This is a genomic window from Cupriavidus sp. KK10 (assembly GCF_018223725.1).
In the GTDB taxonomy this organism is placed as follows: domain Bacteria; phylum Pseudomonadota; class Gammaproteobacteria; order Burkholderiales; family Burkholderiaceae; genus Cupriavidus; species Cupriavidus necator.
In genome coordinates this window covers 5,962,214-5,974,698 of record NZ_CP073677.1, presented here as the reverse complement: position 1 = coordinate 5,974,698, position 12,485 = coordinate 5,962,214, and the positions used below count along the sequence as shown (strand labels likewise).

Annotated in this window: 12 protein-coding genes; 5 read left to right on the top strand and 7 right to left on the bottom strand. The window is 68.2% G+C overall.

Features of this window, described 5'->3' with window-relative positions; translation table 11 throughout:
• The first annotated feature begins 30 nt into the window (after positions 1-30).
• Genes hydA through KB879_RS27780 form a run of 3 tightly spaced genes read left to right on the top strand, consistent with a single transcriptional unit; the run spans position 31 to position 3,648 of the window.
• On the top strand, positions 31-1,467 hold the full coding sequence (gene hydA, locus KB879_RS27790; RefSeq protein WP_211980264.1) for a dihydropyrimidinase: 1,437 nt from the start codon (positions 31-33) through the stop codon (positions 1,465-1,467).
• A 37-nt stretch (positions 1,468-1,504) separates the two neighbouring features.
• Entirely contained in the window at positions 1,505-2,899 is a 1,395-nt protein-coding gene (locus KB879_RS27785) for an amidase (RefSeq protein WP_211980263.1), read from the top strand.
• Between the two features lie 5 nt (positions 2,900-2,904).
• Complete coding sequence (locus KB879_RS27780; protein WP_010815018.1) at positions 2,905-3,648, top strand: aspartate/glutamate racemase family protein; 744 nt, start codon at positions 2,905-2,907, stop codon at positions 3,646-3,648.
• A 28-nt stretch (positions 3,649-3,676) separates the two neighbouring features.
• Here the strand turns inward: KB879_RS27780 and KB879_RS27775 are convergent, their stop codons facing one another.
• From KB879_RS27775 to mutL, 4 genes are all read right to left on the bottom strand, one after another.
• Positions 3,677-4,414: a GntR family transcriptional regulator gene (locus tag KB879_RS27775; RefSeq protein WP_211980262.1), complete on the bottom strand. Its 738-nt coding sequence runs from the start codon at positions 4,412-4,414 to the stop codon at positions 3,677-3,679.
• Positions 4,415-4,515: 101 nt separating this feature from the next.
• Complete coding sequence (locus KB879_RS27770) at positions 4,516-5,016, bottom strand: GNAT family N-acetyltransferase (RefSeq protein ID WP_211980261.1); 501 nt, start codon at positions 5,014-5,016, stop codon at positions 4,516-4,518.
• A gap of 81 nt (positions 5,017-5,097) precedes the next feature.
• Complete coding sequence (miaA, locus tag KB879_RS27765) at positions 5,098-6,066, bottom strand: tRNA (adenosine(37)-N6)-dimethylallyltransferase MiaA (protein ID WP_211980260.1); 969 nt, start codon at positions 6,064-6,066, stop codon at positions 5,098-5,100.
• Positions 6,067-6,099: 33 nt separating this feature from the next.
• Complete coding sequence (mutL, locus tag KB879_RS27760) at positions 6,100-8,082, bottom strand: DNA mismatch repair endonuclease MutL (protein WP_211980259.1); 1,983 nt, start codon at positions 8,080-8,082, stop codon at positions 6,100-6,102.
• A 180-nt stretch (positions 8,083-8,262) separates the two neighbouring features.
• Between mutL and KB879_RS27755 the strand changes: the two genes are divergently transcribed.
• Entirely contained in the window at positions 8,263-8,901 is a 639-nt protein-coding gene (locus KB879_RS27755; RefSeq protein ID WP_319609863.1) for a VTT domain-containing protein, read from the top strand.
• 52 nt (positions 8,902-8,953) lie between these two features.
• On the opposite strand, the gene KB879_RS27750 is transcribed toward KB879_RS27755, so the two are convergent.
• Positions 8,954-9,802: a SirB1 family protein gene (locus tag KB879_RS27750; RefSeq protein ID WP_013957897.1), complete on the bottom strand. Its 849-nt coding sequence runs from the start codon at positions 9,800-9,802 to the stop codon at positions 8,954-8,956.
• Between the two features lie 96 nt (positions 9,803-9,898).
• Positions 9,899-11,449, bottom strand: a complete 1,551-nt coding sequence (gene murJ / locus KB879_RS27745) for a murein biosynthesis integral membrane protein MurJ (RefSeq protein WP_153953734.1) — start codon at positions 11,447-11,449, stop codon at positions 9,899-9,901.
• Positions 11,450-11,776: 327 nt separating this feature from the next.
• On the opposite strand from murJ, the gene rpsT reads away from it, so the two are divergent.
• A complete protein-coding gene (gene rpsT, locus KB879_RS27740; protein ID WP_010815010.1) occupies positions 11,777-12,043 on the top strand; it encodes a 30S ribosomal protein S20 in 267 nt (88 codons plus the stop codon).
• 113 nt (positions 12,044-12,156) lie between these two features.
• On the opposite strand, the gene KB879_RS27735 is transcribed toward rpsT, so the two are convergent.
• Positions 12,157-12,456 (bottom strand): DUF3579 domain-containing protein, encoded by a 300-nt coding sequence (locus KB879_RS27735; protein WP_012353767.1) that lies wholly within the window; start codon positions 12,454-12,456, stop codon positions 12,157-12,159.
• Positions 12,457-12,485 lie beyond the last annotated feature (29 nt).

Sequence of the window (12,485 nt, the reverse complement as noted above, 5' to 3'; positions counted from 1 at the left end):
CGCCGTCCCAACCTTTTCGTGAGCAGTATCGTGAAACAGTTCGACCTGATCATCCGCAACGGCACCGTGGTGACCGCCAGCGACACCATGCAGTGCGATATCGGTATCGCCGGCGGCCGCATCGTGCAGCTTGGCCTTGACCTGGGCGAGGCGGCGCAGACCATCGACGCCAGCGGCAAGCTGGTGCTGCCGGGCGGCGTCGATGCGCACTGCCACCTGGACCAGCCCATGCCGGATGGCCTGAAGATGGCTGATGGCTTCCGCACCGGCTCGGTCTCGGCGGCGTGCGGCGGCACCACCACGGTGATTCCGTTTGCCGCGCAGGAGAAGGGCCATTCGCTGCGCGCGGCGGTCACCGACTACCATCAGCGCGCCGGCGGCCAGGCCGTGGTCGACTACGCCTTCCACCTGATCGTGGCCGACCCGACCGAGGCGGTGCTGAACGACGAGCTGCCTGGCCTGATCCGTGAGGGCTATTCGTCGTTCAAGATCTACATGACCTACGACGACCTCAAGCTGAACGACCGCGAGATCCTTGAGGTGCTGTCGGTGGCGCGCCAGGAGGGCGGGCTGGTGATGGTGCACGCCGAGAACTCGGACTGCATCGCCTGGCTGACCGAGAAGCTCGGAGCGGCGGGCAACACCGCGCCGAAGTTCCACGCGCTGGCGCGCCCGATGGCGATCGAGCGCGAGGCCACGCACCGCGCCATCACGTTCTCCGAGCTGGTCGACGTGCCGATCCTGATCGTCCATGTATCGGGCAAGGAAGCGGTGGAGCAGATCCGCTGGGCGCGCAACCGCGGCATGAAGATCTTTGCCGAGACCTGCCCGCAGTACCTGTTCCTGACTGCGGAAGACCTCGACCAGCCCGGCTACCACGGCGCCAAGTGCGTGTGCAGCCCGCCGCCGCGCGACCGCGGCAACCAGGAAGTGATCTGGGACGGCCTGGCCGACGGCCTCTTCACCATCTTCTCGTCCGACCATGCACCGTTCCGCTACGAAGACGCGCAGGGCAAGAAGCCTGGCGGCAAGGAGGTCCCGTTCCAGTACATCCCCAACGGCATCCCCGGGCTGGAAACGCGGCTGCCGCTGCTGTTCTCGGCTGGCGTGGTGGGCGGCCGCATCTCGGTCAACCAGTTCGTCGCGCTGACCTCGACCAACCCCGCCAAGCTCTACGGCCTGCATCCGCGCAAGGGCACCATCGCCATCGGCGCCGATGCCGACCTGGCGATCTGGGATCCGCAGCGTGAAGTGACGATCCGCAACGCCGACCTGCACCATGCGGTCGACTACACCCCGTACGAAGGCGTGCGCGTGACCGGCTGGCCGGTGACCACGCTGGTGCGCGGCAAGGTGGTGGCGCATGAGGGCGAGGTGCTGGCCGAGGCCGGCCACGGCCAGTTCCTGCCGTGCGGCCTGCCGGAGATGGCCAGGCCGCGCTATCGCACCTCGGGCGGCAGCCTGTGACGGCAGCCTTGCCGATGCTTTGACTGAAACGACTGACATGGAACTGACCAACCGCCTGGACGCCACCACTATCGCGGCCCGCGTCGCCGCCGGCCGCCTCGATCCCGCCGAGGTGGTCGCCGCCTTCCAGGCCCGCATCGCGGCGCGCAATGACCAACTCAACGCCGTGTTCGAGCTGCGCCAGGAGCTGGTCGATGCCGACCTGGCGCAGCTGCGCGCGCGCCTTGCGCAGGGGGAGCGCCCGCTGCTGGCGGGCGTGCCGGTGATCGTCAAGGACGTGATCTGGAGCCAGGGCCGCCGCGTCACGCAGGGTTCGCAGCTGTACCGCGACTTCATTGCGCCCGCCGACGCGATTGCGGTCGAGCGCCTGCGCCAGGCCGGCGCGATCGTGCTCGGCATGGGCAATACCTCGGAGTTCGCCTGCAAGGGCCTGACCACCAACAAGGTTTACGGGCTGACGCGCCATCCGCTCGATGCCACCCTGACTGCGGGCGGCTCGTCTGGCGGCTGCGCGGTGGGGGTGGCGGCCGGCATGGCGCCGCTGGCGCTGGGCACCGACGGCGGCGGTTCCAGCCGGCGCCCGCCCGCGCATGCGGGCGTGGTCGGCTTCAAGCCTTCTTACGGCGCGATTCCCGATTCAGTCGGCTTTCCCCATGCCTTCAACGGCATCCAGGTGATTGCGCCGATCACGCGCACGGTGGCCGATGCCGAACTGATGTTCGAGGCGCTGGCCGGCGCCGATCCGCGCGATCCCGATACGCTGGGTTTCTCGCTTGGCGCTGCGCGCCCGCTGCATACGCTGAAGATCGCGGTCAGTCCGCGCCTGGGCCTGGACACCCCGGTCGACGATGACGTCGCGCAGGCCTTCGAGCAGGCCGTGACCCGGCTGCAGGCCGCGGGCCTGACCATCGAGCGTGCCGACCCGGCCTGGCCGAAGGGCGCCGACGAGGCCGCGCTGATGCCGCTGCAGCATGTCGGCCTGGCCAATCTCTACGGCGAGGCCTGGCGCCGCGACCCGGAGGTGTTCGATCCCGACGTGGCGCGCCAGATCGAGCGCGGTCTGGCCTGGAGCGGCGCCGACGTGGCCCGCGCGCGCGAAGCCAGCCACCAGATCGCGCTGGCCGTGGCCGGGTTCTTTACCCGCTATGACCTGCTGCTGTGCCCGACCACCCCGTGCGTGGCGTGGCGCAACGACCGGCTGGGGCCGGAGCGGATCGGCGGCGTGGCGGTGGAGCCGCGCGCCCATGCGGTGTTCACGCCCTTCTTCAACCATGCGCTGGCACCGGCCATCTCGGTGCCCTGCGGCCACGGCCGCGAAGGGCTGCCGGCGGGCCTGCAGATCGCCGGCCCGCGCGCTGCCGACCGCAACGTGCTGGCCGCGGCCAGGCTGGCCGAAAGCGTGCTGGCGCCGCTGCTCAACCCTGCCGGATAACCGTCATGCGAATCCTTGTCCTGAATCCCAATACAAGCGAAGGCATCACCGCGCGGCTGATGGCGGCGGCCACCGAGGCCGCGGCCCCCGGCACCGAGCTGGTGCCGCTGACCGCCAGCCGCGGCGTGCCCTATATCGCCACGCGCGCCGAGGCGCAAATCGGCGGCGCCATCGCGCTGGAGATGCTGGCCGAGCACCATGGCCAGTTCGATGCGGCCATCATCGCGGCCTTTGGCGACCCCGGCCTGATGGGCGCGCGCGAACTGTTCGACCTGCCGGTGGTGGGCATGGCCGAGGCGGCGATGCTGTCGGCCTGCATGCTGGGCCGGCGCTTTGCCATCGTGACTTTTGCGCGGGCGCTGGGGCCCTGGTATGAGGAGTGCGTGGACATGCATGGCCTGCGCAGCCGGCTGGCCGGCATCCGCATGCTGGACGGCAGCTTTGCCTCGGTGTCGGATGTGCAGGAAGAGAAGGAAGCCGTGCTGGTGGAACTGGCCAACCGCGCCGTGGCGGAGGATGAAGCCGATGTGGTGATCCTGGCCGGCGCGCCGCTGGCCGGCCTGGCCGCGCGCGTGCGCGACCGCATTCCGGTGCCGGTGGTCGACCAGATGGCCGCCGCCGTCAAGCAGGCCGAGGCGCTGGTCGCGCTGCAGCCGCGCAAGGCCACCGCGGGCACGTTCCGCCGCCCGGATGCCAAGCCCACGCTGGGTTTGCCCGCGGCGCTGGCGGCGCGCATCGAGCACCGCTAAGCCGCTTCCCTTCCGATGACGCCGCGGCTCAGACCGCGGCGAATACCGCTTCCAGATCGACATTTTCCTCGGCCGGCGCCTGCAGCCGCAGCGTGCTTTCGACATGGCCGAGGTGCTCGGTCATCAGCCGCGCGGCGCGCTCGCCGTCGCCGGCTTCCAGTGCATCGACGATGTCGTCGTGTTCATGGTGCGGGCACGACGGCACGCCCGGCGCGTCATAGAGCGCGATGATCAGGCAGGTCAGCGAGCACAGCTCGCGCATGTACTTGCCCAGGTACTGGTTGCCGGTCATTTCCGCCAGCTTGCAGTGGAACTCGCCCGACAGCCGGATGATGGCGCGGCGGTCGTTGCTGTCTCGCGCCTGTGCTTCCTGGCGCGTGGTCTCGCGCAGCGCGCGCACGCCCGGCGCGCCGATGGCGCTGGCGAGGTCGCGCACCAGCGCGGGTTCCAGCAGGTGGCGTGAATGCAGCACCTGGCGCGCTTCGGCCACGCTCGGGCTGGAGACGAAGGTGCCGCGGTTGGGATGCACCGTCAGCACGCCCTCATGCGCCAGCTTGGCGAAGGCCAGCCGCACCTTGGTGCGGCTCACGCCGAACACGCCGCCCAGCTTTTCCTCGACCAGCTTGGTGCCCGGCGGCAGCCGGTGCTCCCAGATCGCGGTCAGGATGCGGTCGGCGATGGCCTCGACCGACGCGCCGCGCGCGCTGTCCGCGTCGGTCTCATTGATACCGTCGGTAGCGGGCAGGTCGGCTTTGGTTCGTGGCATGGCGGTCGGCGTTGGCGGCCCGGAAAAAAGACAGTCGGTGTCGTTATTGTATGGCGGTTCGCCATCAAGTGTATAACACTGGCGTCGGACTGGTTGCCGTCTTACTGCGCGCCGAGCTTGTCCAGCGCCTCGCCGGTCACGCGGCAGATGCGCCAGTCGGGCAGCACGTCGGCGCCCATAGCCTGATAAAAGTCGATCGACGGCTGGTTCCAGTCCAGCACCGACCATTCGAAGCGGCCACAGCCGCGCTCGACCGCCAGCGCCGCGAGGTGCTTGAGCAGCGCCTTGCCCAGGCCGTGGCCGCGCCATGCCGGATCAACATACAGGTCTTCCAGGTACAGGCCGGGCCTGGCCAGGAAGGTCGAGAAATTGTGGAAGAAGAGGGCAAAGCCGACGGCTTGCCGGCCGCCAGCGGTGTCGACTTCGACCAGCACCGCTTCGGCATGCGGCGTGGCGCCGAACAGTGCATCCTGGATCTTCTGCGGCGTGGCTTCGACGATATGCGTCAGCTTTTCGTATTCTGCCAGCGCCAGGATCAGGTTGAACAGCGTCTCGCTGTCGGCGGCGGTGGCGGGGCGGAGCGTGAAGGCGGGCTTGGACATGCTGGGTCGGCTTTCCGGAAAACAGGGATTCGGAATTATCGCCTGTGCGTCACTTGCCGCGCCAGTTTGCATGCCATCGGGTCAGTGCCCGAAGTCCGCCAGCTTGCGCACCTGGTCGACATACCCGGGCGCCAGGCAATCCACCACCAGCCGCTCCGGCGTGCTGCGCAGCCAGGTCAGCTGGCGCTTGCACAGCTGGCGCGTGGCGGCGACGCCGCGCTCGCGCATGGTGGCGAAATCGGCGTCGCCGTCCAGGTACTCCCATACCTGCCGGTAGCCGACGCAGCGGATCGACGGCAAGCCCGGATGCAGGTCGCCGCGCCTGCGCAGCCGCTCGACTTCCTCGATAAAGCCGTTGGCCAGCATCGCGTCATAACGCTGCGCGATGCGCGCGTGCAGCGCCAGGCGGTCCGATGGCTCCAGCGCAATCACGCGGAAGCGCTGGTCCGCCGCGCCGGCAAAGGTGCGGCCCTCGGCCTGGCGCGCCAGCAGCGCCGACATCGGCTGGCCGGACAGGCGATGGATTTCCAGCGCGCGCTGGATGCGCTGCGCGTCATTGGGCGCGAGCCGCGCCGCGGTGACCGGGTCGACCTCGGCCAGCATCGCATGCAGCGCCGGCCAGCCGCGCTCGGCGGCAAGCTGGTCCAGCTCCGCGCGCAGCGCGGCATCGGCCTGGGGCAGGTCATTGAGCCCCTGCGTCAGTGCCTTGTAGTACAGCATGGTGCCGCCGACGATCAGCGGCACATGGCCGCGTGCGCGGATCTGTGCGATCAGCCGTTCGGCATCGGTGACGAACTGCGCCGCGGAGTAGCTGTCGGCCGGGTCGATGATGTCGATCAGGTGGTGCGGCGCGGCTGCAAGTTCTTCGCGCGTGGGCTTGGCGGTGCCGATATCCATCTCGCGGTACACCAGCGCCGAATCCAGGCTGATGATCTCCACCGGCGCGTCGGCCGCCAGCGCCAGCGCGGCCGCGGTCTTGCCCGAGGCGGTGGGGCCGAGCAGGCAGACCACGGGCGGATGCGTGGCGGAATAGTGGGGTACGGCGGACATCGAAAGCCTTGGATGAATCGTGGGGCGAGCGGCTTATTGCCCGCGCAGGAACAGCCGGTCCAGCTCGGTCACGGTCAGTTGCACCCAGGTGGGGCGGCCGTGGTTGCACTGGTCGGCGCGCTCGGTCTGCTCCATCTGGCGCAAGAGCGCGTTCATTTCCTCGAGCGTGAGCTTGCGGTTGGCGCGCACCGCGCTGTGGCAGGCGAGGGTGGCCAGCAGTTCATTGCGGCGCTCGGCCAGCACGCGCGAGCCGCCATAGGCATGCAGGTCGCGCAGCACGTCGCGCGCCAGCGCTTCGGCATCGGCCTGCTGCAGCAGCGCCGGCACCGCTCGCACCGCCAGCGTGGTGGGCGACACGGGGGCGATATCGAAGCCCAGCAGCGTCAGTGTCTCCTGGTGTTCTTCGGCCACGCCGATCTCGACCGGGCTGCCGGGCAGCGTGACTGGGATCAGCAGCGGCTGCACCGCCAGGTCGCGCGCGTCCAGGCCGGCCTTGATCTGCTCGTACAGGATGCGTTCGTGCGCCGCATGCATGTCCACCAGCACCAGCCCGCGCGCATTCTGCGCCAGCACATAGATGCCATGCAGCTGGGCGATGGCGTAGCCGAGCGGGTGGTCGTCGGGGGCGTCGGCAGGATCGGCAAAGCCGGCGCGCGCGGCTGGCGGCAGACGGTCCAGCAGGCCGGGCGGGTCGTCGGCGCGTGCCGCCTGGGCGTCGGCCAGCCAGGCCGGCGGTTGCGCCGGGGTGCCGGGCATGGCGCCATAGGGCCGCGCTGCCGGTGCGGCGGCATCGCGCACCATGCCCAGGTAGGCCTGGCGCGGCTGGGCGATGCCGAGTTCGGTCTGGCGTGCAGCGGAATAGTTGATCCACTGGCCGCCGCCGCCGCCGCCGCCACCATAGCCCGGCCGTGCGCCGCCCGCCGGTATCGCACCGCCAGGCGGAAGGGTGATCTCGCCGTCGGCGTCGGTATGCAGGCTGTCGCCGTTCCCGCCGGCCTGCCGCGCCAGGCAGCGCTGCACCGCGTGGTAGACGAACTGGTGCACGGCGCGCGATTCACGGAAGCGCACTTCGATCTTCGACGGATGCACGTTGACGTCGACCATCTCCGGCGGCAGGTCCAGGCACAGCACATAGGACGGGAAACGGTCGCCGTGCAGCACGTCCTGGTAGGCGCTGCGCGCCGCGTGGTTGAGCAGCTTGTCGCGCACGAAGCGGCCGTTGACAAAGAAATACTGCTGGTCCGGCCGCCCGCGCGAGGCGGTGGGCAGCCCGGCAAAGCCATACAGGTGCAGCGTATCGGCCTCTTCGTCCACTGGCAGGCGGGCGCGGGCAAAGTCAGTGCCCAGCACCTGCGCGGTACGGGTGGCGACGTCGCCGGCATTCCAGTGTTCCAGCGGCTTGCCGTTGTGGTGGACCGAGATGGTCACGTCGGGCCGCGCCAGCGCCACGCGCCGCACCATCTCCAGGCAGTGTCCCAGCTCGGTTTGCTCCGATTTGAGGAACTTTCGGCGCGCTGGCGTGTTGAAGTAGAGATGCTGCACGTCGACGGTGGTGCCGACCCCGCCCGAGGCAGGCTGCACCGTGCCGGTATCGGCGCTGACCTGGGTGGCATGGGCATCGGCCGCGGTGCGGCTGGTCAGGGCCAGCTGGGACACCGAGGCGATCGAGGCCAGGGCCTCGCCGCGGAAGCCCAGCGTCAGCACCGATTCCAGTTCGTCGAGCGAAGCAATCTTGCTGGTGGCGTGGCGCATCAGCGCGACCGGCAACTCGGCAGCAGGGATGCCGCAGCCATTGTCCGTGATGACGATGCGCCGCACGCCGCCTTCTTCCAGCCGGATGCCGAGCTGCGTGGCGCCGGCGTCGAGCGCGTTTTCCAGCAACTCCTTGACCACCGAGGCCGGTCGTTCCACCACTTCGCCGGCGGCGATCTGGCTGATGAGCTGGTCCGGCAGCGGCCGGATCGGGCGCGGCTGCTGGGTGGTGCGCAGGGCGGTGCTGGAGGCGGAGGCAGGCATCCGGCGATTATACGTGGACGCTCGCACGGAGTCGGACGCACAAAGGCGCCGCAGGTGACGGATTGGAGCGGTGGCTCTTGTATGATTCAGGCCAGGGCGGCCCGGGCCGCATCGGACCGAACGCAGTCAACCAAACCAACAACGGGGAACGACTTGGATCTCGCTTTGCAGCTCATCGACATGCTGGTGCATGTCGACAAATATCTCGGCACGGTCATCGACCAGTACGGCCACTGGGTCTATGCCATCCTGTTCCTGATTGTGTTCGCGGAAACGGGGCTGGTGGTGGTGCCGTTCCTGCCGGGCGACTCGCTGCTGTTTATCGCGGGCGCCTTCTGCGCAACCGGCGCCATGAACGAGTGGGCACTGATCGGCCTGCTGCTGGTGGCGGCGATTTCCGGCAATACCGTCAACTACCTGGTGGGCAGCTGGATCGGGCCCAAGGTGTTCGACCACCAGTGGCGCTTCCTGGACCAGGATGCGCTGCGCCGCACCCATGACTTCTATGAGCGGCACGGCGGCAAGACGCTGGTGATGGCGCGCTTCGTGCCGATCGTGCGTACCTTCGCCCCGTTCGTCGCGGGCGTGTCGCAGATGACCTTTGCGCGCTTCCAGATGTTCAACGTGGTCGGCGCCGTGGCCTGGGTGGTGGGCCTGGTGTTCGCCGGCTACTTCTTCGGCAACCTGCCGTTTATCCGCCAGTACCTGAACCTGATCGTGCTGGCCGGCATCGGGGCGGCCGTGGTGCCGCTGGTGCTGGGCGGGCTGTGGAAGCTGGTGCGCGGCAATCGCCGCCGGCCTTCGCGCGTGGAGCGCTAAGCCAGTGAGGTCACGCAGCCTTTGCGCCCCTTTTTCACTATGAAACGGGTTCTTAGTTGAGGCTGCGGCTCATCATCCGCAGCGCGGGCATGCGCTCGCGGATCTGGCCGATATCGGCCGCATCGGGCCGGGCCAGGACATAGGCTTCCAGGTCGGCCAGCGCGGGGCGGAAGCACTCCAGGTTGGCATAGGCCAGGCCCCGGTCGCGCACTTCCTCGATCGAACCCGGCAGCAGGATCACCAGGCGGTTCTGCACCGCCAGCAGCCGCTGCCAGCGCGACTCCTGCAGGTAGATCGCCTTCAGGTTGCGCAACATGCGCGCGACGATCTCGCGGTGGCTGGCCGCGCGCAGGAACAAGCCCAGCGGTACCTGGCTGGCATCGCTGATGCCTTCACGCTCTAGGTACGGATCCAGCATTTCCTGCAGCTGTTCCTTCGACAGGGTCTCGCCGGTGAGCGGGTCCAGTATCACCTCGCCGGCCGGAATCGTCATGCGCAGCAGGAAATGATTGGGGAACGACACGCCCTTGAGCGGCAGGCCGATCTGCTGGCCCAGCTCCATGAACAGCACCGCAAGCGAGATCGGGATGCCGCGGCGCTGGCGCAGCACCACGTTCAGGTAGGAGTTGTCGGGGTCGTAGTAGTCGTTCGCGTTCGGGCCGAAACCGAGGTCGCGATAGAAGAAATGGTTCAGCAGGCGCAGCCGCTGGATCGCGGGGGTGCCTTCGGCGATCCGGCGCTTCAGGCGCAGCGCCAGCACGTCCAGCGCCGCAAGCTCGGCCTGCAGGTCCAGGTCGGGGTAGGCGTCCTGCGCGATGGACAGCGCGGTTTCGGTCAGCGGGATGCCGTTTTCGTCGGCCACAAGGCTGGCGAAATAATCCAGGACTTTGGTGGATGTCATGTCGGTTTCCCGGTGCAGCCGCCGGCACCGCGCGCAGCGTGGGTCACCATTGCCGGCTCATTAGGTGGCCCATGCGTTGGCAGATTCGCTGGCCCATCAGCCGGCGCGGCGCCTGAAGGCAGAGTAGCGCAGTCCCATGAGCCACAGTGTACCGAAGTAGACCACCGCTGCAAGTACCAGGCACGAAGCCAGCAGCGCGATGCGCAGAAGCGGCGTCGCGCCCAGCCCGATCCAGTCGAAGTTGCGCGCGAACCAGAGCAGCATGCCGGACAGCAGCAGCACCGAGGCGCCCAACTGCGCCAGGAACAGCCACCAGCCCGGCGCCGGCCGGTACAGGCCGCGCCGGCGCAGGCCGAAGAACAGCAGCAGCGCGTTGATGGTGGCGCCGGCACTGATCGACAGCGCCAGCCCGGCATGGCTGATCCACGGCACGAACGCATAGTTGCAGGCCTGCGTGATCACCAGCACCAGCAGCGCGATCTTCACCGGCGTGCGGATATCCTGGCGCGCATAGAAGCCAGGCGCCAGGATCTTGATCGAAATCAGCCCCATCAGGCCGACGCCGTACGAGACCAGCGCCTGGCGCGTCATCTCGACCGCGTGGGCGTCGAACTTGCCGTAGTTGAACAGCACGGCGGTCAACGGCGCGCCGAACACGAACAGCCCTACCGCGCAGGGCACCGCCAGCAGGAAGGTCAGGCGCAGGCCCCAGTCGAGCAGGCTCGAGTACTCGGCATGGTCGCCCGAGGCGTTGGCCTTGGACAGGCTCGGCAGCAGGATCGTCCCCAACGCCACGCCCAGCAGCGCGGTCGGGAACTCCATCAGCCGGTCGGCATAGGTCAGGTAGGAGACGCTGCCCGCGGCCAGCCGCGAGGCGATATTGGTATTGATGATCTGGCTGATCTGCGCCACCGACACGGCCAGCAGCGCCGGCCCCATCTGCCGCAGGATGCGGCGCACGCCGGGATCGGACCACGCCGCGCGCAGGTTGAAGCTCAGCCGCGGCATCACGCCCAGGCGCCGCAGCGCCGGCACCTGGATCGCCAGTTGCAGCACGCCGCCAACCAGCACGCCCCACGCCTGCGCGTAGATCGGCTGGTCCATGTGCGGGCCGACGAACAGGGCCGCGATGATCAGGCACAGGTTCAGCAACACCGGCGTGAAGGCCGGCACCGCGAACTTGCGCCAGGTATTGAGGATGCCGGACGCCAGCGCCACCAGCGAGATCAGGCCGATATACGGGAACATCACCCGCGTCATGAACACGGCCGCGGTATAGGTCTCGCTTTGCCCGCGGAAGCCGGTGGCGACCGCGGTCATCACGAGCGGCGCCCCGATCACGCCAAGCAGTGACACGCCCATCAGCACCCAGGTCATGACCGTGGCGACGGCGTCGATCAGTGCCTTGGTCGGCTCGTCGCCGCGCTTGGCGTGGTATTCGCCCAGGATCGGCACGAAGGCCTGCGAGAACGCGCCTTCGCCGAAAATGCGGCGCAGCAGGTTGGGAATGCGGAAGGCCACGTTGAACGCGTCGGTCATCTCCGACGCGCCAAAGGCGCGGGCGATCAGGATCTCGCGCACGAGGCCGGTGATGCGCGAGAGCATCGTCAGGCTGCTGATGGTGGCGAGCGCTTTGAGCAGGTTCAAGGTGCGGGTCGGTGCGGGACGGTGGATCGGTGCGGGCGCACCGCATGCCGGGGACGCCTCTGAGACGCGGTCCGGGCGATAAAGTTGCCGGCGCGCCACGTGCCCCGGCACAATGTGGCGCTTATTATACGGATCGGCCCGGCGCCCGCCCGGCCCGAGCTGGCAAAGTGTCCGTCGTGTTGCTTTGTGTGCCGGCATCTGTGTATAATTGCCGATTCACAAGGACAGTTGCGTTCCGGATTCGTGTGTCAGTGCATCCCGGGTCGCTCGATATGACTTAATTGTTGTGTCCCCCGCGGCACGCATCTGAATTCAGGATATTTTTACATGGCAAATTCCGCACAAGCTCGCAAGCGCGCCCGCCAGGCCGTTGCCCAGAACGCTCACAACTCCAGCCTGCGTTCGCGCCTGCGCACCGCCGTCAAGGCCGTCCGCAAGGCCATCGACGCTGGCGACAAGGCCGCTGCCGCCGAGATCTTCAAGAACTCGCAAGCCGTGATCGACAGCATCGCCGACAAGAAGATCGTGCACAAGAACAAGGCTGCACGTCACAAGTCGCGCCTGTCGGCCGCCATCAAGTCGATGGCTGCCTGATCACTGCCCGGGCCGCCCCGGCGGTCCAGCAGAGGCGGGTGCCCAGGCATCCGCCAACAAAAAAGCTCGTCATCCGACGAGCTTTTTTGCTTTCCGGCGCCAGGCCGGCAGGCTTATTCCAGCGAACAGGCTTCAACCAGCTGCAGGTTGTTGTCGCGCGCAAAATTCAGCACGAAATCCAGCGCCTTCGGTTCAATATCGCGCAGCCGCACGTCCACCACCACGCATTTGACGTTGCCGGCGAAGATCGGCCGCACGTAAGGGGAGTAGGTCAGGCGCGGGTCGCCGCTGTCGCCCTCGGGGCGGAACTGCGCCATCACGCCGCACAGCCGTTCGGCCCAGTCGCTCGGGCGGAAGGTCTTGCCTTCCTTGGTAATGCCTTGGATAAAGTATTCGCGAACGTTGGGGTTCATGAGGCTGGACACTGCGGGTGAGGCGGATG

What these genes read in the sequence shown, in the direction of transcription:
- KB879_RS27735 (WP_012353767.1), bottom strand. Translation starts at nt 12,456, where the DNA reads ATGAACCCCAACGTTCGCGAATACTTTATCCAAGGCATTACCAAGGAA.
- rpsT (WP_010815010.1), top strand. Translation starts at nt 11,777, where the DNA reads ATGGCAAATTCCGCACAAGCTCGCAAGCGCGCCCGCCAGGCCGTTGCC.
- KB879_RS27770 (WP_211980261.1), bottom strand. Translation starts at nt 5,016, where the DNA reads ATGTCCAAGCCCGCCTTCACGCTCCGCCCCGCCACCGCCGCCGACAGC.
- KB879_RS27780 (WP_010815018.1), top strand. Translation starts at nt 2,905, where the DNA reads ATGCGAATCCTTGTCCTGAATCCCAATACAAGCGAAGGCATCACCGCG.
- KB879_RS27750 (WP_013957897.1), bottom strand. Translation starts at nt 9,802, where the DNA reads ATGACATCCACCAAAGTCCTGGATTATTTCGCCAGCCTTGTGGCCGAC.
- KB879_RS27755 (WP_319609863.1), top strand. Translation starts at nt 8,263, where the DNA reads ATGCTGGTGCATGTCGACAAATATCTCGGCACGGTCATCGACCAGTAC.
- KB879_RS27785 (WP_211980263.1), top strand. Translation starts at nt 1,505, where the DNA reads ATGGAACTGACCAACCGCCTGGACGCCACCACTATCGCGGCCCGCGTC.
- miaA (WP_211980260.1), bottom strand. Translation starts at nt 6,066, where the DNA reads ATGTCCGCCGTACCCCACTATTCCGCCACGCATCCGCCCGTGGTCTGC.
- KB879_RS27775 (WP_211980262.1), bottom strand. Translation starts at nt 4,414, where the DNA reads ATGCCACGAACCAAAGCCGACCTGCCCGCTACCGACGGTATCAATGAG.
- mutL (WP_211980259.1), bottom strand. Translation starts at nt 8,082, where the DNA reads ATGCCTGCCTCCGCCTCCAGCACCGCCCTGCGCACCACCCAGCAGCCG.